20 protein-coding genes and 1 riboswitch are annotated in these 17,362 nt (G+C 68.9%); of the genes, 12 read left to right on the forward strand and 8 right to left on the reverse strand.

The window, feature by feature from the left end:
* Nucleotides 1-41: 41 nt before the first annotated feature.
* Nucleotides 42-171, forward strand: a riboswitch (cobalamin riboswitch).
* Nucleotides 172-204: 33 nt separating this feature from the next.
* The 4 genes from HQ314_RS17200 to HQ314_RS17215 are packed head-to-tail and all read left to right on the forward strand — an operon-like array spanning nt 205 to nt 2,802.
* Complete coding sequence (locus tag HQ314_RS17200; protein WP_204869804.1) at nt 205-888, forward strand: energy-coupling factor ABC transporter permease; 684 nt, start codon at nt 205-207, stop codon at nt 886-888.
* Complete coding sequence (locus HQ314_RS17205) at nt 881-1,207, forward strand: energy-coupling factor ABC transporter substrate-binding protein (protein ID WP_222650687.1); 327 nt, start codon at nt 881-883, stop codon at nt 1,205-1,207. The genes HQ314_RS17200 and HQ314_RS17205 overlap by 8 nt, the downstream gene beginning before the upstream one ends.
* On the forward strand, nt 1,208-1,963 hold the full coding sequence (cbiQ, locus tag HQ314_RS17210; protein ID WP_222650688.1) for a cobalt ECF transporter T component CbiQ: 756 nt from the start codon (nt 1,208-1,210) through the stop codon (nt 1,961-1,963).
* Complete coding sequence (locus tag HQ314_RS17215; RefSeq protein ID WP_037186296.1) at nt 1,960-2,802, forward strand: energy-coupling factor ABC transporter ATP-binding protein; 843 nt, start codon at nt 1,960-1,962, stop codon at nt 2,800-2,802. The genes cbiQ and HQ314_RS17215 overlap by 4 nt, the downstream gene beginning before the upstream one ends.
* Here the strand turns inward: HQ314_RS17215 and HQ314_RS17220 are convergent.
* Nucleotides 2,799-3,461 carry a hypothetical protein gene (locus HQ314_RS17220; RefSeq protein ID WP_027506407.1) on the reverse strand — a complete coding sequence of 221 codons (663 nt, stop codon included), beginning with the start codon at nt 3,459-3,461 and terminating at the stop codon, nt 2,799-2,801. The genes HQ314_RS17215 and HQ314_RS17220 overlap by 4 nt on opposite strands.
* Nucleotides 3,462-3,753: 292 nt before the next feature.
* Between HQ314_RS17220 and HQ314_RS17225 the strand changes: the two genes are divergently transcribed.
* The 3 genes from HQ314_RS17225 (at nt 3,754) to HQ314_RS17235 (ending at nt 7,041) form a co-directional block, all read left to right on the forward strand.
* On the forward strand, nt 3,754-5,043 hold the full coding sequence (locus HQ314_RS17225; protein WP_027506406.1) for an adenylosuccinate synthase: 1,290 nt from the start codon (nt 3,754-3,756) through the stop codon (nt 5,041-5,043).
* A 127-nt stretch (nt 5,044-5,170) separates the two neighbouring features.
* The gene (locus tag HQ314_RS17230) at nt 5,171-5,533 is read left to right on the forward strand and encodes an LGFP repeat-containing protein (RefSeq protein ID WP_056443694.1); all 363 of its coding nucleotides are present in this window, start codon (nt 5,171-5,173) and stop codon (nt 5,531-5,533) included.
* Between the two features lie 44 nt (nt 5,534-5,577).
* On the forward strand, nt 5,578-7,041 hold the full coding sequence (locus HQ314_RS17235) for a PLP-dependent aminotransferase family protein (protein WP_222638846.1): 1,464 nt from the start codon (nt 5,578-5,580) through the stop codon (nt 7,039-7,041).
* A 32-nt stretch (nt 7,042-7,073) separates the two neighbouring features.
* On the opposite strand, the gene HQ314_RS17240 is transcribed toward HQ314_RS17235, so the two are convergent.
* Nucleotides 7,074-7,235 carry a hypothetical protein gene (locus HQ314_RS17240; RefSeq protein WP_155957078.1) on the reverse strand — a complete coding sequence of 54 codons (162 nt, stop codon included), beginning with the start codon at nt 7,233-7,235 and terminating at the stop codon, nt 7,074-7,076.
* A 167-nt stretch (nt 7,236-7,402) separates the two neighbouring features.
* Between HQ314_RS17240 and HQ314_RS17245 the strand changes: the two genes are divergently transcribed.
* Nucleotides 7,403-7,636 carry a DUF3072 domain-containing protein gene (locus HQ314_RS17245; RefSeq protein ID WP_027506404.1) on the forward strand — a complete coding sequence of 78 codons (234 nt, stop codon included), beginning with the start codon at nt 7,403-7,405 and terminating at the stop codon, nt 7,634-7,636.
* On the opposite strand, the gene HQ314_RS17250 is transcribed toward HQ314_RS17245, so the two are convergent.
* Nucleotides 7,633-8,031: a helix-turn-helix domain-containing protein gene (locus HQ314_RS17250; protein WP_222646749.1), complete on the reverse strand. Its 399-nt coding sequence runs from the start codon at nt 8,029-8,031 to the stop codon at nt 7,633-7,635. The two genes, HQ314_RS17245 and HQ314_RS17250, sit on opposite strands and share 4 nt — an antisense overlap.
* A gap of 144 nt (nt 8,032-8,175) precedes the next feature.
* Between HQ314_RS17250 and HQ314_RS17255 the strand changes: the two genes are divergently transcribed.
* Nucleotides 8,176-9,033 carry an NmrA family NAD(P)-binding protein gene (locus HQ314_RS17255; RefSeq protein ID WP_222650689.1) on the forward strand — a complete coding sequence of 286 codons (858 nt, stop codon included), beginning with the start codon at nt 8,176-8,178 and terminating at the stop codon, nt 9,031-9,033.
* Nucleotides 9,034-9,042: 9 nt separating this feature from the next.
* Here the strand turns inward: HQ314_RS17255 and HQ314_RS17260 are convergent, their stop codons facing one another.
* The gene (locus HQ314_RS17260) at nt 9,043-10,977 is read right to left on the reverse strand and encodes an acetoacetate--CoA ligase (RefSeq protein ID WP_222650690.1); all 1,935 of its coding nucleotides are present in this window, start codon (nt 10,975-10,977) and stop codon (nt 9,043-9,045) included.
* Nucleotides 10,978-11,184: 207 nt separating this feature from the next.
* On the opposite strand from HQ314_RS17260, the gene HQ314_RS17265 reads away from it, so the two are divergent.
* Complete coding sequence (locus HQ314_RS17265; protein ID WP_222650691.1) at nt 11,185-11,547, forward strand: STAS domain-containing protein; 363 nt, start codon at nt 11,185-11,187, stop codon at nt 11,545-11,547.
* An 8-nt stretch (nt 11,548-11,555) separates the two neighbouring features.
* Here HQ314_RS17265 and HQ314_RS17270 read toward each other — a convergent pair whose 3' ends face one another.
* The 3 genes from HQ314_RS17270 to HQ314_RS17280 are packed head-to-tail and all read right to left on the reverse strand — an operon-like array spanning nt 11,556 to nt 14,794.
* A complete protein-coding gene (locus HQ314_RS17270) occupies nt 11,556-12,737 on the reverse strand; it encodes a zinc-dependent alcohol dehydrogenase (protein WP_027506400.1) in 1,182 nt (393 codons plus the stop codon).
* A gap of 35 nt (nt 12,738-12,772) precedes the next feature.
* Complete coding sequence (locus HQ314_RS17275) at nt 12,773-13,687, reverse strand: SDR family oxidoreductase (RefSeq protein WP_222650692.1); 915 nt, start codon at nt 13,685-13,687, stop codon at nt 12,773-12,775.
* 45 nt (nt 13,688-13,732) lie between these two features.
* Nucleotides 13,733-14,794: an NAD(P)H-binding protein gene (locus HQ314_RS17280; protein WP_222638843.1), complete on the reverse strand. Its 1,062-nt coding sequence runs from the start codon at nt 14,792-14,794 to the stop codon at nt 13,733-13,735.
* A 95-nt stretch (nt 14,795-14,889) separates the two neighbouring features.
* Here HQ314_RS17280 and HQ314_RS17285 point away from each other — a divergent pair, with 95 nt between their 5' ends.
* Nucleotides 14,890-15,594, forward strand: coding sequence for a GAF and ANTAR domain-containing protein (locus tag HQ314_RS17285; protein ID WP_222638842.1), 705 nt, complete (start codon nt 14,890-14,892; stop codon nt 15,592-15,594).
* A gap of 9 nt (nt 15,595-15,603) precedes the next feature.
* Here the strand turns inward: HQ314_RS17285 and HQ314_RS17290 are convergent, their stop codons facing one another.
* Nucleotides 15,604-16,518, reverse strand: coding sequence for a DAPG hydrolase family protein (locus HQ314_RS17290; RefSeq protein WP_222650693.1), 915 nt, complete (start codon nt 16,516-16,518; stop codon nt 15,604-15,606).
* A 227-nt stretch (nt 16,519-16,745) separates the two neighbouring features.
* Here HQ314_RS17290 and HQ314_RS17295 point away from each other — a divergent pair, with 227 nt between their 5' ends.
* Nucleotides 16,746-17,330, forward strand: coding sequence for a TetR/AcrR family transcriptional regulator (locus HQ314_RS17295; protein ID WP_027506396.1), 585 nt, complete (start codon nt 16,746-16,748; stop codon nt 17,328-17,330).
* The last annotated feature ends 32 nt before the right edge of the window (nt 17,331-17,362 follow it).

Here is a 17,362-nt window from a genome sequence, read left to right on the forward strand (position 1 = left end):
AGGCCGGCCGGGATGGTGACAGGCATCGGAACACCTGTGCGACCATGACACGGCAGGTCAGTACCTGCGACGTGCTGGCGAGGGGAATCCGGTGAGAATCCGGAACGGTCGCGCCACTGTGAGCGGGCCTCGTCGTCCGTGAGTCAGATCGCCGATCCGGCACGTGAGACTCGAATCGGACGCGCAATCTGAGGAGTTCCACTCGTGCACATCGCCGAGGGTTTTCTGCCACCCGTTCACGCGGCAGTCTGGACGTGCGCCGCGGCGCCGTTCGTCGTTCACGGCGCTCGCGCCGTCGTCGTCCAGGTCCGGGAGAACCCCCGCAGCCGTCTGCTGCTGGGTGCTGCCGGTGCCTTCACCTTCGTTCTCTCCGCCATCAAGCTGCCGTCCGTCACGGGCAGCTCGAGTCATCCCACCGGGACAGGGCTGGGCGCGGTGTTGTTCAAGCCGCCGGTCATGGCGTTCCTGGGCACGGTGGTGTTGCTCTTCCAGGCGTTGCTGCTCGCGCACGGCGGCCTGACGACGCTGGGCGCCAACGCGTTCTCCATGGCGATCGTCGGCCCGTGGGTGGGGTACGCCGCGTTCCGTCTCACCGGCAGGCTGGGCGGTGGTCTGTCGCTGTCGGTGTTCTTCGCGATGATGCTGGCCGACCTGTCGACGTACTGCACGACGTCGGTGCAGATCGCGCTCGCGTTCCCGGATCCGCAGAGCGGCGTACTCGGAGCCGTCACCAAGTTCCTGTCCATCTTCGCTGTCACCCAGATTCCGCTCGCCATCGCGGAGGGCCTGCTGGGTGTGCTGGTGTTCCGCGTCCTGCGGACCGTGGCGACGCCGGAGCTGCGGGACCTCGGAGTGCTCCGCCGCGAGAAGGGTGCCGTCGATGCGTAGGAACGTCGTGATCAACCTGCTGCTCGTCCTCGGGATCGTCCTCATCGTCGGCGCCGCGCTGATGCTCGACGCGGGACGCAGCGGCGACGAGGAGCGGTTCGTCGGTACCGATTCGGCCGCCACGTCGCAGATCGAGGAGGACCACCCGGACTACGTGCCGTGGTTCGAGTCGGTGTTCTCGCCGACGTCGGGCGAGGTGGAGTCGGGTCTCTTCGCGCTGCAGGCCGCGCTGGGTGGGCTCGTCCTCGGGTACGCGCTGGCGGCGCTGCGCGGTCGGCGCAAGCTCGACGCGCTCCGCACCGAACTCGAACGGACGTAGGTGCAGGGTCTCGCGGTCGACGACGCGGCCTGGGCCAGTCCGTGGCGCACGCGCGCGGTGGGGGACAAGGCGGCACTGTCGCTGGGTCTCGTGCTGTGCGCGCTGCTGCTCCCGCCGTGGCCCGGCGCGCTGATCGTCACGGTGGTCGCGCTCGGTGCGGCCGTCGGGGCTGCCCGCACACCGCTCCGGCCGGTGCTGCGTGCGCTCACCGCGCCCGCAGCCTTCATCGCCCTCGGCGCCGTCTCCGTCGCCGTCACGGTGACCGCCACGCCGGACTGGAGTGTCGGGGTCACGGCCGACAGCGCGCGACGAGCGCTGGAGGTGTCCGGTCACGCGATCGCCGGGACGTCGGCCGTGCTCCTGCTGGCCGTCACGACACCGATGATCGACATCCTGATCGGGTTGCGACGGCTGCGGGTACCGCAGGCATGCATCGACGTCGCCGCCGTGATGTACCGCTTCCTGTTCGTGCTGCTGTCGTCGGTACGCACCATCCGCCAGTCGCAGACCGCCCGCCTCGGCTACTCGTCGCCGCGCCGGTCGCTGCATTCCGCGGGTCTGCTGACGGCCGCCGTGCTGATCAAGTCGTGGGACCGGGCCTCGCGGCTCGAGGCGGGGCTGGCGGGTCGCGAGTTCGGCGACGCGGTCTCGGCGGATCCGGTCGACCGGCAGCGCAGTTCGCCGAGCTTCCTGGTGACCGTCGTGGCGGTGCTGGGAGCCGTGGTGGCGCTGTCCCTGCTGGGACATCGCGCATGAGCCACCGCACGCTCACCGCCCGCGACCTCGAGGTGCGGTATCAGGGCGGGCCGCCGGTGCTGGCCGGAGCGAGCCTGAGCGTTCCCGCCGCCGCCAGGGTGGCGCTCCTGGGCGCCAACGGCTCGGGCAAGACGACCCTGCTGCGGTGCCTGTCCGGAGCGATCGTTCCTGACGGCGGACGGGTGGAGATCGACGACGTCGCACTGCGCCACAGCCGGTCGGGCCTGCGGGCACATCGCCAGGAAGTGCAACTGGTGCTGCAGGATCCGGACGATCAGTTGTTCTCGGTCGACGTGTACCGAGACGTCGCCTACGGTCCGGTGAACCTCGGCCTGGGGCCCGACGAGGTGCGCGAGCGCACGGAGGCGGCGCTCGAGGTGATGGGCATCGACCATCTGCGGTCGCGGCCGACGCACCAGCTGTCCTACGGTGAGCGCAAGCGCGTCGCGACGGCCGGCGCCGTGGCCATGCGGCCGTGCATCCTGTTGCTCGACGAACCGACGGCCGGGCTCGATCCGCAGGGCGTCGACGAGATGTTCGCCGCGCTGCACCGCCTGGAGAATCACCACACGACCGTGGTGCTGTCGACACACGACGTGGCCCTGGCGCTGGAGTGGTCGCACTCGGTCGCCGTGGTCGTGGACGGCGCTGTCGTGCAGGGGGATCCGGTGACGTTGCTGTCGGACATCGACCTGCTGGGACGGGCCAGGTTGCGGACACCGTGGCCGTTGGCGCTCGCGGCGGACCTCGTCCGGGACGGCATGCTCGAACCGGGATCGCGACCACGGGACGCCGAAGAACTACGAAAGATGCTGAGCAGCAGTATCAGTCGGCGCTAACGTACGAGCAACCACTGCTTGTCGTGGCGGTAGATGGTGGACCGGGTGGTCTCGCGGGGGATGTCGATGCCGTCCTTCGTCAGACGCGCTGCCGTGGCTCCGAGTTGCATCGCCCGGCCGGTGATCCAGCGACGGCGGAACAGTCCGCGCTTGCCCTGCACCCGAGCTCGGAGTCCCGGCATCTCGAGCGTCGGGGTGACCTCGATGCCCGGCACCTCACCGGAGAAGAGCTTGGTGTCGTCGACGTAGGCCTCGCCGACGAGGTGGCCCGACGGCCCCGAGACGGTGGCGAGTCCGACGACGGCCGATCCGGCGTCGTCACGGATGAGGGGAGTGGGGGAGGCGGTGCCGGACAGCGCGACCTTGGCGGCGCGCGATCCGGTGCCGACGCGGAAGAGGTGGCTGGCCTCGCTGGCGGTCTCGGCGACGTAGGCGAGCTCGATGTCGAGTCGGTCGCGCCGCATCAACCGGGTGAGGACGGCGGCGAGCGAGGCGTCGGTGCCGAGCACGATCAGCCGGGGGTCGTGCACCGCGTCGAGTTCGGCGAGCAGGGCGTCGCACTCCTCCTTCGACGGCACCTCGGGTACCGCGGTGAGCGGTAGCGAGGACAGCGCGATGGGCAGCAAGGGCCTGCCGCACTGCAAGACGAACGGAGTCACGCGAATTCCTTCTCAGCCGGACGGGTCTGCCCCACCCTAATCAGGACACGGTCGTCGTGGACCCCGGGAAGGCGCTTGCCCGGTCTCGATTTCGCGTCGCTTTGACCGTGCCGCCGCGACAGAAGACCAGGCAGTACGGTGTGCGGTCGGCTGTGAGCGGCACGTGTCGTCTCGGGCGGTACACTGTGTCACCGGTCATGGTCGGTGCGCGTTCCGCACGTCACGAAGTGCGTTCCGACACGTGCCACAGCCCGGGATGGTCCGGCTGTCCACCCGAGTGATGGAGCAACACATGCCGGCAATCGTCCTCATCGGCGCCCAGTGGGGCGACGAGGGCAAGGGCAAGGCCACGGATCTGTTCGGCGAGCGACTGCAGTGGGTGGTGCGCTACCAGGGTGGCAACAACGCCGGCCACACCGTGGTGCTGCCGAACGGCGACAAGTTCGCGCTTCACCTCATCCCGTCGGGCATCCTCTCGCCCGGTGTGAACAACGTGATCGGCAACGGCGTCGTCGTGGATCCAGGTGTGCTGCTCACCGAACTCGACGGCCTCGAGAAGCGCGACGTGGACACGTCGAAACTGCTGCTCAGCGCCGATGCGCACCTGATCATGCCGTACCACGTGGCCATCGACAAGGTCACCGAACGATTCCTCGGTGCCCGCAAGATCGGCACCACCGGACGCGGCATCGGCCCGTGCTACCAGGACAAGATCGCCCGCGTCGGAGTGCGTGCGGCGGATGTCCTGGACGAGAAGATCCTGACCCAGAAGGTCGAGGCCGCACTGGAATTCAAGAACCAGGTGCTCGCCAAGATCTACAACCGGCGCGCCCTCGAGTCGGAGAAGGTGGTGGAGGAGGTGCTCGGCCAGGCCGAGGGCTTCAAGCACCGCATCGCCGACACCCGGCTCGCGTTGAACCAGGCGCTCGAGCGCGGCGAGACCGTGCTGCTCGAGGGCTCGCAGGGCACGCTCCTCGACGTCGATCACGGCACCTATCCGTTCGTCACGTCGTCCAACCCGACGGCGGGCGGCGCGGCCGTGGGTTCGGGCGTCGGCCCGGGTCGGATCACCACCGTCCTCGGCATCCTGAAGGCGTACACCACGCGCGTCGGCTCCGGCCCGTTCCCGACGGAGCTGTTCGACGAGTCGGGCGAGTACCTGGCCAAGCAGGGCGGCGAGGTGGGTGTCACCACAGGCCGCGCCCGGCGCACCGGCTGGTTCGACGCCGTCATCGCGCGGTACGCCACGCGCGTCAACGGCATCACCGACTACTTCCTCACCAAGCTCGACGTACTGTCCTCGCTCGACACCATCCCGATCTGCGTCGCGTACGACGTGGACGGCGTGCGTCACGACGACATGCCGATGACGCAGACCGGGTTCCATCACGCGAAGCCGATCTACGAGGAGATGCCCGGGTGGTGGGAGGACATCTCGGGGGCGCGGACCTTCGAGGAGTTGCCCGTCAACGCCCAGAGGTACGTGCTGCGTCTCGAGGAGCTCTCGGGGTCGTACATGTCGTACATCGGCGTCGGTCCGGGCCGTGACCAGACCATCGTGCGGCGCGACATCCTGTCCTGACACGGTCGAGATATCACAAATGGCGTGACGATAACGCCAGGATGGCTCATACTGTGGCTCAGGTTCGCTATGAGGTGGAACAAAACGGATCCCCCTCTCGGCGAGAGCAGGTCAGTGGAGGACCGCTATGGACAGCACCTACGTCGGGCTCGAGGTCTTCCAGTGCCAGTTCGAGCGTTTCAGCTTCGAGCACTCGTGGATCGGTGACCGTGTCGGTGAGCTGATGCTGGGGCCGCGCGGCGGCGGCATGCTCGAGTTCCAGCACGCCACGGTCTTCGCGCTCCCCGAGGGCGGCGCGCACGAGGTGCACGGCGACATCCTCGCCTGGTACCTCGCGCACGGCGGCCCGAGTGGATCGCTCGGCTACCCGCTCACCGACGAGAAGCGCACTCCGACGGGCCACGGCCGCTACAACGTGTTCGAGAACGGCACCGTCGGATGGCTCCCGGGTACCGGGGCATTCCTCATGGGATCCGTCCGCACCGCCTGAACTGGACTGCACCCCGGTGTCCACCGAGGTGGATACTGGACCTCATGGTGACTCGCGTGATCGGTGCGTCGACTCTCTCGCGGGACCTCGGGCACTGGCGGCCGTCGGGGCGGCACCGGCCGGTCTACCGGGCACTCGCCGACGGGATCCGGCTCCTGGTGCACGACGGCCGCATCCCCCTGGGCGTCGCCCTGCCCAGTGAGCGCGATCTGGCGGGAGCCCTGTCGCTGTCCCGCACCACCGTCACCAACACGTACGCGGCACTGCGTGACGAGGGGTACCTGTTGAGCAGGCAGGGTTCCCGCAGCACGGTCGCACTGCCGCGGACCACCCTGGCGGGGCGGCCGGCCCGCGCGGCGGCGTCGGTGATCGATCTGACCCATGCCGCCGTCACCGCCCCGTCCGACGAGGTGACACAGGCGTACGCCGCTGCGCTGGAGGCACTTCCGGCCTACTACACGGGTCACGGTATCGAGCCGGTCGGTCTCGCGACACTGCGGCAGGCCCTGGCTCGCCGGTACGACGAGCGGGGGCTGCCCACGTCGCCGGACCAGATCATGGTGACGTCCGGCGCGCAGCAGGCCTGGCGGCTGCTGCTCGAGGTGCTGGTGTCGCCAGGTGACCGGGTGGTGGTCGATCACCCGACGTATCCCAATGCGCTGGAGGCGATTCGACGAACTGCGGCGCGCGCGGTGCCCGTCCCGTTGAGGCCGCGGGAGTACTCGACCCCTGGATCGGCGCGTTCGTCGAGGCGATGGGACCTCGACGCGATTCGCGACGCGACGGTGCAGACGGGGGCGCGAATGGCGTACGTGCTGCCCGACTTCCACAATCCGACGGGTGCTCTGCTCGATGTCGCCGGCCGCGCGGAACTGGCGTCGAACGCCCGCCGGACCGGCACCACGTTGGTGGTGGACGAGTCGATGGCCGACCTGTGGCTGGACGAGGCGCCGCCCGCTCCGGTCGCGGCGGTCGGGCATCCCGGCACCGTCGTCACCGTGGGGTCCGCGTCGAAGGCGTACTGGGGTGGTCTGCGGGTCGGCTGGATCAGGGCGTCGCCGTCGCTGATCTCTCGCTTGGCGACATCGCGGGCCGCCGTCGACATCGGCACGCCGATCATGGATCAGCTCGCGTGCGCGGCACTGATCGAGCGGCACGAGGAGATCTTGGTTCCCCGCCGCGCGGAACTCCGTGGTAACCGCGATGCGCTGACGGCGGCTCTGGCGCGGCACCTTCCGGACTGGTCGTACGACCCGGCGCCGGGCGGCCTGTCGTTGTGGGTTCAGATGCCTGCCGCGGCGTCCACGGCTCTCGCCGCGATCGCGCCGGCCCACGGGGTGGCGCTGGCGGCGGGGCCGCGGTTCGGGGTGGAGGGGGCGTTCGAGCGCCACGTGCGCCTGCCGTACACGGAGGGTGCCGATCGATTGGAGGCTGCGATCGACCGAATTGCGTTCGCGTACCAATCCCTGAAACCGACCGACGGGGATTATTCCGCCGTCGTGCTGTGAAGTGGGGCGGCCGACGGAGAATGGCAGGACAGTCAGCGGGAGCCGAAGACCTCGTGATCGAGTTCGGCCATGTCCCACTGGAGCTCGGAGCCGAGTTCCTCGTGGTCCGCGCGCGATGCGGCGCGTCCGAGCAGCACTGCGGCACCCGCGGCGACCAGCAGCCACACCACTCCGACGACCACGACGACTATCACGATTCCGTTTGTAGCACCTCGAACTGAAAACATTCTGTGAAACGCGAGACTTGGATCGGTTTCTTACGGAGTAAACCGGAATGAATCTCGATCGGCGCGCTCAGCGGCTGCCTGCTCGCCGATTCGCGTCGGTTTGCGCGGAGGTACTCGTGGGTACAGTCGAACGTATGAGCGATGCGAATGACACCACCAAGACAGGCAATGCGGACGTCGACCAGAGCGCGGAGAAGGATCCGTCCGACTGGGTCACCGGTGACGAGCCGCCCACCGGCCCCCAGTTGAGCTACCTCGAGACGCTGGCCCGCGAGGCCGGCGAAGAGGTGCCGTCGGACCTGACCAAGGCGCAGGCGTCCGAGATGATCGACAAGCTGCAGTCCGAGACGGGCCGCGGAACCAGCTAGACCCCGTCCGTGCCGCGCGCGTCGTACTCGGCGCGCGCGGCCGTCACGGTCGGAAGCGTCGATTCGACGAACTCGATGAGGCCGACGAGCCGGGTCGCCGTCTCGCGCCCGAGGTCGGTGAGTGCGTACTCCACCTTCGGCGGAATCTGTTCGAGCACGGTGCGGGTGATCAGCCCGTCACGCTCCAGCCGCTGCAGTGTCTGCGACAGCATCCTCTCGCTGACCCCGTCCACGCGCCGCCGCAGAGCCCCGAACCGGTACGGCCCCTCGTACAGCGCGGCGAGCGCCAGCAGGCCCCAGCGACTGGTGATGTCCTGCATCGTGTCGCGGGACGAGCAGTGGCGAGAAAACACGTCGGCTTCGAGTGTCGGGTCGGTGTCGGGCACGAGCGCCATCCTACCAGCTGGTCCGTAAGTGATTACGAAGAATGTTGCACTGCACGAATAGTAAGTGCATAGTGGTGCCGACGGCCGGATCGGTCGCAGCGGCACACCCTCGTGGTGCGCCGGACGACGCTCACTCTCCAGGGAGACATGCTCATGACCACGACAGCGGTGACCGGCGCGACCGGACAACTCGGCAGCGCAGTGATTCGATCGCTCCTCGATCACGGGGTCGCCGCGGGCGACATCGTGGCCGTGGTGCGCGACGAGGCCAAGGCCGCCGACCTGGCGGCGCGCGGTGTCGTCGTCCGCGTCGCCGACTACGCGGATCCCGCTGCGTTGCGCGCCGCTCTCGACGGGGTGGACAAGCTCCTGCTCGTGTCGGGTTCCGAGCCCGGTAAGCGAATCCCGCAGCACACCAACGTCATCGAGGCTGCCGAGGCGGCCGGTGTCTCGCTCATCGCGTACACCAGTGTGCTGAAGGCGCCGACGAGCGGCATCAGTCTCGCGCCCGAGCACGTCGCCACCGAGGAGCGCCTCGCGTCGTCCTCCGTGCCGTCCGTGCTGCTGCGCAACGGGTGGTACTGGGAGAACTACGCGGCGTCGATCGGCCAGGCACAACACACCGGCGCCATCATCGGGAGCGGCGGGTCGGGTGTCGTGGCCGGCGCTGCTCGGGCCGACTACGCGGCGGCCGCGGCCGCGGTGCTGATCACCGACGACCAGGCGGGCGCCGTGTACGAGCTGGGCGGCGAGCGTCTGACGTACGAGGGTCTGGCGGGTGCGATCTCCGAGATCATCGGCGCGCCGGTGGAGTACCAGGATCTGAGCACCGACGAGCACATCGGCGCGCTCGAGGGTGCGGGACTGCCCGCGCCCGTCGCGCAGATGCTGGCGAGCGCCGACGCGGGCATCGCCCGCGGCGACCTCGACACCGAGTCGGGCGATCTGACTCGACTGCTCGAGCGTGAGCCGGTCTCGGCCGTCGACGCGTTGCGCGCCACGCTGAGCTGAGCCGACCGGTCAGGACCCCGGCGCCAGCGCCGCGAACCAGCGCAGCGCGTCGGGGTCGTCGACCGACTCCGGATCGGCCACCGTCGACGGGTCCGCACCCGACAGGATCTTCTTGACCGGGATCTCGAGCTTCTTCCCGGTCCGCGTGTGCGGCACGGCGCGGATCTCGATGATGTCGTCCGGGACGTGACGCGGCGAGGCCTCCCTCCGCAGCGCCGCCGAGATGCGTTCGCGCAGATCGTCATCGAGCTCCACGTCGTCGGACGTGACGACGAACAGCGGCATCCAGTAGCTGCCGTCCGGGCGTTCGAGACCCACGACGAGACTCTCTGCGATGCCGGGCAGACGCTCGACCACGCCGTAGATGTCGGCGCTGCCCATGCGCACACCGTTGCGGTTGAGCGTGGCGTCCGATCGTCCGTGGATCACCACGCTGCCCCTGCTGGTCACGGTGATCGAGTCGCCGTGCCGCCAGACGCCGGGGAATGTGGAGAAGTACGCGTCGGCGTAGCGGTCACCGCTCGGGTCCTTCCAGAACCCGACGGGCATGGACGGCATCGGCGCGACGATGACCATCTCACCCGGTTCGTCCACCAGCGGGGTCCCGTCGTCGCTCCACGCCTCCAGAGCGACACCGAGATTCACGGCAGGAATCTCGCCGGGGACCACGGGCACCCCGGTGGGCGCTCCCACGAATCCGCTGACGACGTCCGTGCCGCCCGACACCGGCGCGAGGTGCACCGACCGCCCCACGTGCTCCGCCACCCAGCCGTGCGCCGCGGCGGGGAGGACCGACCCGGTGACCCCGAGAATGCGCAGTGCCGAGAGGTCCTGTGCCCGAGCCGGTTCGACTCCGACACTCTCGCAGTGCAGGAGGTACCCGGGACTGGTGCCGAGCACGGTCACGCGGTGCCGCGCCGCGAGCTCCCACAGTGCGCCGGCGTCCGGATGGCCGGGGCTGCCGTCGTAGCAGACGACGGTCGAGCCCACGAGCAGCCCGGCCAGCAGGTAGTTCCACATCATCCAGCTGGGTGAGGTGTACCAGAGGAACACGTCGTCCTCGGTCATGTCCGACTGCAGCGCAGCAGATTTGAGGTGCTCGAGCAGAACACCGCCGTGGCCGTGAACGATGCCCTTGGGGCGCCCGGTGGTGCCGGAGGAGAACAGCACCCACAGTGGGTGGTCGAACGGGACAGGCTCGGGGAGCACCCGTGGGCCACCGCGCCCCTCGTCGAGCAGATCGTCCCATCGGACGGCTCCGGGTACGTCGGTGCCGAGTCGGGAGAAGGCGATCACCGCGCGCAGGGAGGGAATCGAGGCCTGCAGTACCGCCACCTGGTCCCGGCGGTCGCGGTCTACACCGGCGAAGCGGTAGCCGTCGGCGGTCACCAACACCGTCGGTTCGAGCTGTCCGAGCCGGTCCACCGCGGCGGCCGCGGAGTAGTCCTGCCCGCACGAGGTCCAGACGGCGCCGAGTGCGGCGGTGGCGAGGAACGCGACGGCGGCCTCGGTCGTGTTCGGGACGTAACCGGCCACCCGGTCGCCGCTCCGCACGCCGAGGCGGTGCAGCGCGGCGGCGATCGAGGAGATCTGCTCGGCCAGTTCCGCGTACGACCATGTGCGGGTGCCGAGCCCGCCCGGTTCGGTGTCGTCGATGATCGCCACGGACTCGGGTGACCGGTCGCACCACGCCAGTACGCGATCCACGTAGTTCACGCGGGCACCCCGGAACCACTGCCGCCCGCTGAACACGCGGGGGTCCTCCGAGGGGGACAGGACGGACTCGTGACCGGTGAGCGGCACGTCGAAGAAGGTGCTGACGCCGGCCCAGAACTGTTCCGGCTCGTCGACCGACCAGCGATGCAGCGCGCCGTAGTCGGAAGACGAGCGTCCCGTGAACGTGACGACCGAGTCCGAGAACCGGGCGAGAGGGCGGGGGTTCATGAGGACAGTCTGATGAACGCGCTCGGCGAGCCCGGCGCCGTGATCATTCCGTTACCTGCCGTGACCTGATCGTGATGTTCCGGTTCGCCGAACCGCGATGTCGATCGATCAGAGTTGTCTGCAAGGCGGTCCAGCCCAGGGCCCTTCGCTACACCCTCGGTACCGGTGCGAGACACCGCGTCCGAGCAGCGCCGCAGAAGGAACATGATGACCACGGTTGCTCCTTCCCACCACTCCTCCAGCCCGTTCGACGTCGTCGTCCACGCAGGCCACGACGGCCGCCGCATCGTCGCCATCCGTGGCGACGTCGACCTCGTCACCGCGCGCGACCTGACCCGCTGCCTCCGAGCGGCCGTCTCGAACGGCCCCGTCACGGTCGACCTCACCGACGTCCGGTTCTTCAGCTCGGCCGGCGTGACCGCGATCGAGGACGTCCTATCGGACGCCCCGACCGCGATCGACGTCGTGATCTCGCCGTCACCTCGGGTGCGGCGCACTCTCGGTGTCCTCGGCCTCACCCGTCTCGTGCCGGTCGTGGCTTCGGTGGAACCGGAGCCGCTCGCGAGCTGACCCGCTCGTCACGGACGCAGGATGATCTTCACGGCTCCGTCCTGCTTCTTCTGGAAGATCTCGTAGGCGTGCGGCGCCTGCGTCAACGGCAGGGTGTGGGTCGCGAAATCGTCCACGCCCAACGGATCGTCGTCCGTCAGCAACGGCATGATGTCGTCGACCCACCTCTTGACGTTCGCCTGACCCATGCGCAGTTGGATCTGCTTGTCGAACATGGTCATCATCGGCATCGGATCCGCCGCGCCGCCGTACACGCCGGACAGTGAGATCGTGCCGCCCCGGCGGACGATGTCGACCGCCGAGTAGACCGCGTCGAGGCGGTCCACTCCGGCCTTCTCCATGAACGGTTTCGCGAGGGCGTCCGGGAGCAGACCCGCCACCTGCTGCGCGGCCTTCGCCACCGGTGAGCCGTGGGCCTCCATTCCGACCGCGTCGACGACCGAGTCGGTACCGCGGCCGTCGGTCAGTTCGCGGACGACGTCTCCGACCTGCCCTCCGTGGGCCCGGAGATCCACCGTCTCGATGCCGCGAGCGCGAGCACGCTCGAGCCGCTCGGGTACGCGGTCGACGCCGATGACGCGGTATCCGAGATGGGTGCCGATGCGTGCCGCCATGTCGCCGATCGGACCGAGGCCCAGCACGGTCAGCGAGCCGCCCTCGGGCACCCCCGCGTACTGCACGGCCTGCCACGCGGTGGGCAGTACGTCGGACAGGTAGACGAATCGCTCGTCGCTCGGGCCCTCCGGGACCTTGATGTGGGTGAAGTCGGCGTGCGGCACCCTCAAATACTGCGCCTGGCCGCCCGGCACCGATCCGTAGAGCTCGGAGTAGCCGAACAGTGCTGCGCCCATACCGGTCTCGCGTACCTGGGTGGTCTCGCACTGGGTGTACAGCGACTGATCGCACATGAAGCACGAGCCGCACGAGATCTGGAACGGGACGACGATGCGGTCTCCCACCGCCAGCGTCGACACGGCGCTGCCGACCTCGCGCACGATGCCCATCGGTTCGTGGCCGAGGATGTCACCGACGTTCATGAACGGCCCGAGCACCTCGTAGAGGTGCAGATCGGAGCCGCAGATGTTGGTGGACGTCACCTCGATGATGGCGTCCGTCGGATCCTGGATCGTCGGATCCGGGACGTTGTCGACGCGGACGTCGCGCTTGCCGTGCCAGGTCACTGCTCTCATGATGTGCCTTTCGTGTAATGCGGATGCGGGAATGCTCAGGTGATCGGGGAACCGCCGGTCACGCCGATCACCTGCCCGGTGATGTAGCTGGACTCGCCCGAGGCGAGGAACACGTACGCGGGTGCGAGTTCCGCGGGCTGTCCCGGACGTCCGAGCGGCACCTGGTCGCCGAAACCGTCGACACTGTCCGACGGCATCGTGGCCGGGATCAGCGGTGTCCAGATGGGTCCGGGTGCCACGACGTTCACGCGGATGCCCTGCTGGGCGACGTCGCTCGCGAGCCCCTTGGAGAAATTGATGATGCCGGCCTTGGTGGTGGCGTAGTCGAGCAGTTCGGGTGAGGCGCTCACGCCCTGGACGGAGGAGGTGTTGACGATGGTCGAGCCCGGATCCATCACGGCCACAGCCTTCTTGGACAACCAGAACAACGCGTACAGGTTGGTCTTCAGTACGCGGTCGAACTGCTCGGTGGTGATGTCGGCGATACCGCCGCTCTGGGCCATCTGGAACGCCGCGTTGTTCACGAGAATGTCGAGACCACCCAGTTCGCGCACCGCGGTGTCGATCAGGGCGTCGCAGTGCGCCTCGTCGCGGATGTCACCGGGGACGCTGACGGCCCGGCGGCCGGCCTCCTCGACGAGCCGCACCGTCTCGCGCGCATCGGGCTCCTCGGACTCGAGGTACGACAGCACGACGTCGGCGCCCTCGCGCGCGAACGCCAGGGCGACGGCGCGGCCGATGCCGCTGTCCGCTCCGGTGATCAGTGCCTTCCGGCCGGTGAGCCGCCCTGATCCGCGGTAGGTGGACTCCCCGTGGTCGGGGGTGGTCCGCATGTCCTCGGTCAGCCCGGGATGCGAGATCGGTTGCTGCCCCTCGCGATCCGGCGTCGCGTAGGCGGTACGCGGGTCTCTCTTGGAGTACTGGTCGATCGAGCCGTTCGAAGAAGTCATGCCGGTCGGGTACCCGCGTACCCGACCGGGAATCCTGGTCCCGCCTCAGGAACGCGGGTGCAACAGCGCTCGCGAGAATCGTCCGGACACGTCGTGACGCACCCGTCCGTCTCGGCCGATCGACACGACGCCGCCGGCCCACGAGGGGTCGGTGTCCGCCGCGGACTGCGGGTCGGTGGTGCCCTCGGCGTCGGTGCCGTCGTGCGAGCTGACCGTCAGCGACCGCCTGATGGACTCGTCGATACCCACGAGAGAGTCGACGGCGTGCGCGAACGTGTCCGTGGCCGCGTTGCCGCGACGGACGATCATGTCGTGATGCAGGCTGTCCACCAACGAGATCACGGTGCCGGGCGGCATCTGTGTGATGGCGGCGACGGCTCGCCCGACGATCGGTGTGGGAACCAGCGGCACGCGGAACTGGGGCCGCGACAGTTCGGCGATGGTCGCGTAGCGGGTGAGCAACTCGGGGTAGGTGAGCACCTCGGTCCCGCCGATGTCGTACGACCCCGGAATGGGCTCGTCACCGAGAGCGGCGGCGATGATGTGCAGGACGTCGGTCGTCGCGATCGGCTGCACCTTCTTCACCATCCAGCTCGGCACGGGGGTGACCGGGAGCCGTTCGACCATCCTGCGTACGAGCTCGAACGAGGTGGAGCCGGACCCGAGGATGATGGCCGCCCGGAACACCGTCGCCGGGACGGACGAGTTGAGGAAGACCTCCTCGACCTGCAGGCGGGACGTGATGTGGTCGGAGAGGTCCTCGTCGTCGTCGGGCACGTGGCCGGACAGGTAGACGATGCGGCCCACGCCGTGCTTCTCCGCGGCGCGCGCGACGGCCTGCGCGGCCTCGCGATCCTTGGTCACGAAGTCGCCGTCGTCCATCGAGTGCACGAGGTAGACGACCGCGTCCGCACCCTCGAGCGCGGCGTCGATGGACTTCTCGTCGGTGATGTCGAAGTGGACCGGCGTCACGTCGTCCTCCCAGCTGAAGGAGGACGCCTTGCTGTCGTCGCGCATGGCGGCGAGCACGTCGTGACCGTCGCCCAGCAGGATGGGAACGAGACGTGAGCCGATGTAGCCGGTGGACCCGGTGACCAGGATGCGCAAGACATGCCTTTCGAGTGAGTGGTCCTGGTTTACCCGTCCCCGGTCGCGGTCAATCTGTGCCGAGTGTCATGCCCGCTGCTGCTCGAGGAGGTCGGATGAACGCGTCTCGAGAACGGGAGCCGTCGGACATCGCGTCGGCGCTGGCGGCATTCGCTCGCGACCTGACGGCGCACACCGATCTCGACGACACGTTGCGCAGGGTCACCGAGGCGGCCCTCGATCTGGTTCCCGGAACGGACGCCGCCGACGTGGTGGCGATCTCGGGCAGGTCGTCGTTCACCTCGCACGGGCCCACGTCGTCCCTTCCGCCGCGGCTCGATGCAGCTCAGATCGAGTTCGGGGAGGGCCCGTGCCTGGACGCGGCGACCACCACCGCGGTGGTGCGGGCCGATGATCTGACCACCGACACCCGGTGGCCGAAGTACGCGCCGATCGCCCTGGCGGAGGGCGTGCGGAGCTCGCTCTCCTTTCAACTCTTCACCCACCGCGACACCTTCGGTGCCCTGAACCTGTTCGCGTTCGAGCCCCGAGCCTTCACCGACGACGCGATCATGGTCGGGGAGGCGCTCGCCACCCACGCCGCGATCGCTCTGACAGCGGGTCGGGTCGAGGATCAACTGCATTCGGCCCTGGCGTCCCGAGACGTCATCGGGCAGGCCAAGGGCATGATCATGGAGCGTTTCGGCGTCGACGCCCAGCAGGCCTTCACCCTGCTGACCAGGCTGTCCCAGGACTCCAACACCCCGATCGGCCGGTTGTCGGTCCAACTGGTGGAGAAGGGGTCCGAGTCGGCTCGCTGAGGTGCCGGGTCACGAGAACTCGGCGTGCAGTTCGGGGAGGAACGCCGCGAGGTGGTTCATCTCCTGCCCGCAGTGCATCAGCAGATCACGACCGAGGTCGAGGCTCAGCTGCAGATCGGTCGGATCGACCGACGCACCACGGGCCACCGCACACGCGGCCTGCGTCACGTTCGGTACGTGCAGGCCGCGGAGGTTCAGGTGGAACCGGCTGCGCATCTCGGCGCCGCCCTCGATCGGGCGGACCTGGTGGGCGAGCCACCCCAGGTCCACGGGGGCGATGCTGCTCCCGACGCGGCCGAAGACGATGGTCTGATCCGACGGCACGGTGAACCCGTGCGCCACCGGGTCTCGGAAGTTGATCCCGAGCTGCTGCAGTTTCGGCCCCACGTACTCGTCGACGTAGGTGGTGTTGCCGATGTACTTCTGCCGGTCCGTGAGGTCGGCGGTGGTGAGGTCGGTGTCCAGGGCGGCGAACTGGTGCGCGTCGGGATGCCACAGCTTGTAGCGCGCGGCCTCGCTGGAGTGCCACCCGAACCACCAGTCCCACATGGCCGCAGTGACTCTCGGCATGACGGTGCGCACTGCCACGAAGACCACCCCGTCGGCGCCCTGGCCGTACCCGGTCTCCACGGCGGACGTCCCGGTCGGGCCGAGATCGCGAGTGATGTCCTCGAACCGAGGTACCGCTCCCGGCGGTAGCGCCGGGCCGGCGAAGGCGTCGGCCACGACCTGCGGCGCGGGGGCGGTCCGGGCCTGCATGTAGCGGGCGTACGGGAGCGCGAAGTCGGCGCCGCGGTAGCCGGGGTAGCGAACGGCGCAGGCCGCCGAGGGGAGTGTCGGCGCTGCGCGGACGCGCGGGGCGATCCCCACCGTGACCGCTCCCGCGGCGACGGCGGCCGCTCCCAACATCCCGCGACGACTCATGGCCCGATTCCTCAACATCTGTACAGAAAAGACGCCGGCGACCCCGGTGTCAAGCACGAGCGGACGTGCCGAGACGGGTGTACCCTCAACGCCTGTCATGATCGTGACGCGGCAGTCGGGGGACGGTGGAGCGGGCTCGATCAGCCCGTTCCGCCGGCGCGATCATCGTGAGCCGACCGTGACCGGTGATGGTGGTACCGGCACGTCAGGGCCGTAACATCTCACCAATGAGTGATGGTGAGACGGTGGAGAAGCCCAGAAGTCGGCGCTCACTGATCTCTGCCGCCGCGGTGCAGGTGCTCGCCGAACGCGGTCCCCGTGGGTTCACACATCGTGCGGTCGATCAGGCAACCGGTCTCGGTGCCGGCGCCGTCAACTATCACGCGCCCGATCGAGCCACCCTGCTCTCGCTGGCGCTCGACGAGGTGTTCCGGAGAGATCTCGAGGTCGCCGGTCGGCACTTCGCACTCGACACCTGGCATCACGACGCCGTGGTCGACGCCGTCGTCGGGTTCGTTCGCGACATGTGCAGCGAGGAGCATCGCGGCCGCGTCGTCGCACGGCACCACCTTCTCGGCGAGGGTCTGGTGCGGCCCGAACTCAAGGCGGCGTTCGACGCCCAGTTGGCCGCGTTCGTCGGCCTGGTGTCGTCCAAGATGAGCGAGGCGGGCTACCCCGCGACCGTGGCGTCGGCGGAACTGTTCGCCATGTCCGTGGACGGTCTGCTCACCCGCCAGGTGGTCATCGGGGTCGAACCGCTTGCCGACGAGGAGATTCCGCGCATCGTCTCCATCATCGCCCGGAGGTGGTGACGCGCCGGTCCCGCGTTTGAATCGCGTCCGTT

This window comes from Rhodococcus sp. BP-332 (genome assembly GCF_019836065.1).
Lineage (GTDB): Bacteria > Actinomycetota > Actinomycetes > Mycobacteriales > Mycobacteriaceae > Rhodococcoides.

Excerpts from the sequence above, each read along its gene's own strand:
- HQ314_RS17295 (WP_027506396.1), top strand. The coding sequence starts at position 16,746 with ATGAGTGATGGTGAGACGGTGGAGAAGCCCAGAAGTCGGCGCTCACTG.
- HQ314_RS17285 (WP_222638842.1), top strand. The coding sequence starts at position 14,890 with ATGAACGCGTCTCGAGAACGGGAGCCGTCGGACATCGCGTCGGCGCTG.
- HQ314_RS17205 (WP_222650687.1), top strand. The coding sequence starts at position 881 with ATGCGTAGGAACGTCGTGATCAACCTGCTGCTCGTCCTCGGGATCGTC.
- HQ314_RS17260 (WP_222650690.1), bottom strand. The coding sequence starts at position 10,977 with ATGAACCCCCGCCCTCTCGCCCGGTTCTCGGACTCGGTCGTCACGTTC.
- HQ314_RS17290 (WP_222650693.1), bottom strand. The coding sequence starts at position 16,518 with ATGAGTCGTCGCGGGATGTTGGGAGCGGCCGCCGTCGCCGCGGGAGCG.
- HQ314_RS17265 (WP_222650691.1), top strand. The coding sequence starts at position 11,185 with ATGACCACGGTTGCTCCTTCCCACCACTCCTCCAGCCCGTTCGACGTC.
- HQ314_RS17215 (WP_037186296.1), top strand. The coding sequence starts at position 1,960 with ATGAGCCACCGCACGCTCACCGCCCGCGACCTCGAGGTGCGGTATCAG.
- HQ314_RS17270 (WP_027506400.1), bottom strand. The coding sequence starts at position 12,737 with ATGAGAGCAGTGACCTGGCACGGCAAGCGCGACGTCCGCGTCGACAAC.
- HQ314_RS17235 (WP_222638846.1), top strand. The coding sequence starts at position 5,578 with ATGGTGACTCGCGTGATCGGTGCGTCGACTCTCTCGCGGGACCTCGGG.
- HQ314_RS17230 (WP_056443694.1), top strand. The coding sequence starts at position 5,171 with ATGGACAGCACCTACGTCGGGCTCGAGGTCTTCCAGTGCCAGTTCGAG.
- HQ314_RS17250 (WP_222646749.1), bottom strand. The coding sequence starts at position 8,031 with ATGGCGCTCGTGCCCGACACCGACCCGACACTCGAAGCCGACGTGTTT.
- HQ314_RS17245 (WP_027506404.1), top strand. The coding sequence starts at position 7,403 with ATGAGCGATGCGAATGACACCACCAAGACAGGCAATGCGGACGTCGAC.
- HQ314_RS17225 (WP_027506406.1), top strand. The coding sequence starts at position 3,754 with ATGCCGGCAATCGTCCTCATCGGCGCCCAGTGGGGCGACGAGGGCAAG.
- HQ314_RS17255 (WP_222650689.1), top strand. The coding sequence starts at position 8,176 with ATGACCACGACAGCGGTGACCGGCGCGACCGGACAACTCGGCAGCGCA.
- HQ314_RS17275 (WP_222650692.1), bottom strand. The coding sequence starts at position 13,687 with ATGACTTCTTCGAACGGCTCGATCGACCAGTACTCCAAGAGAGACCCG.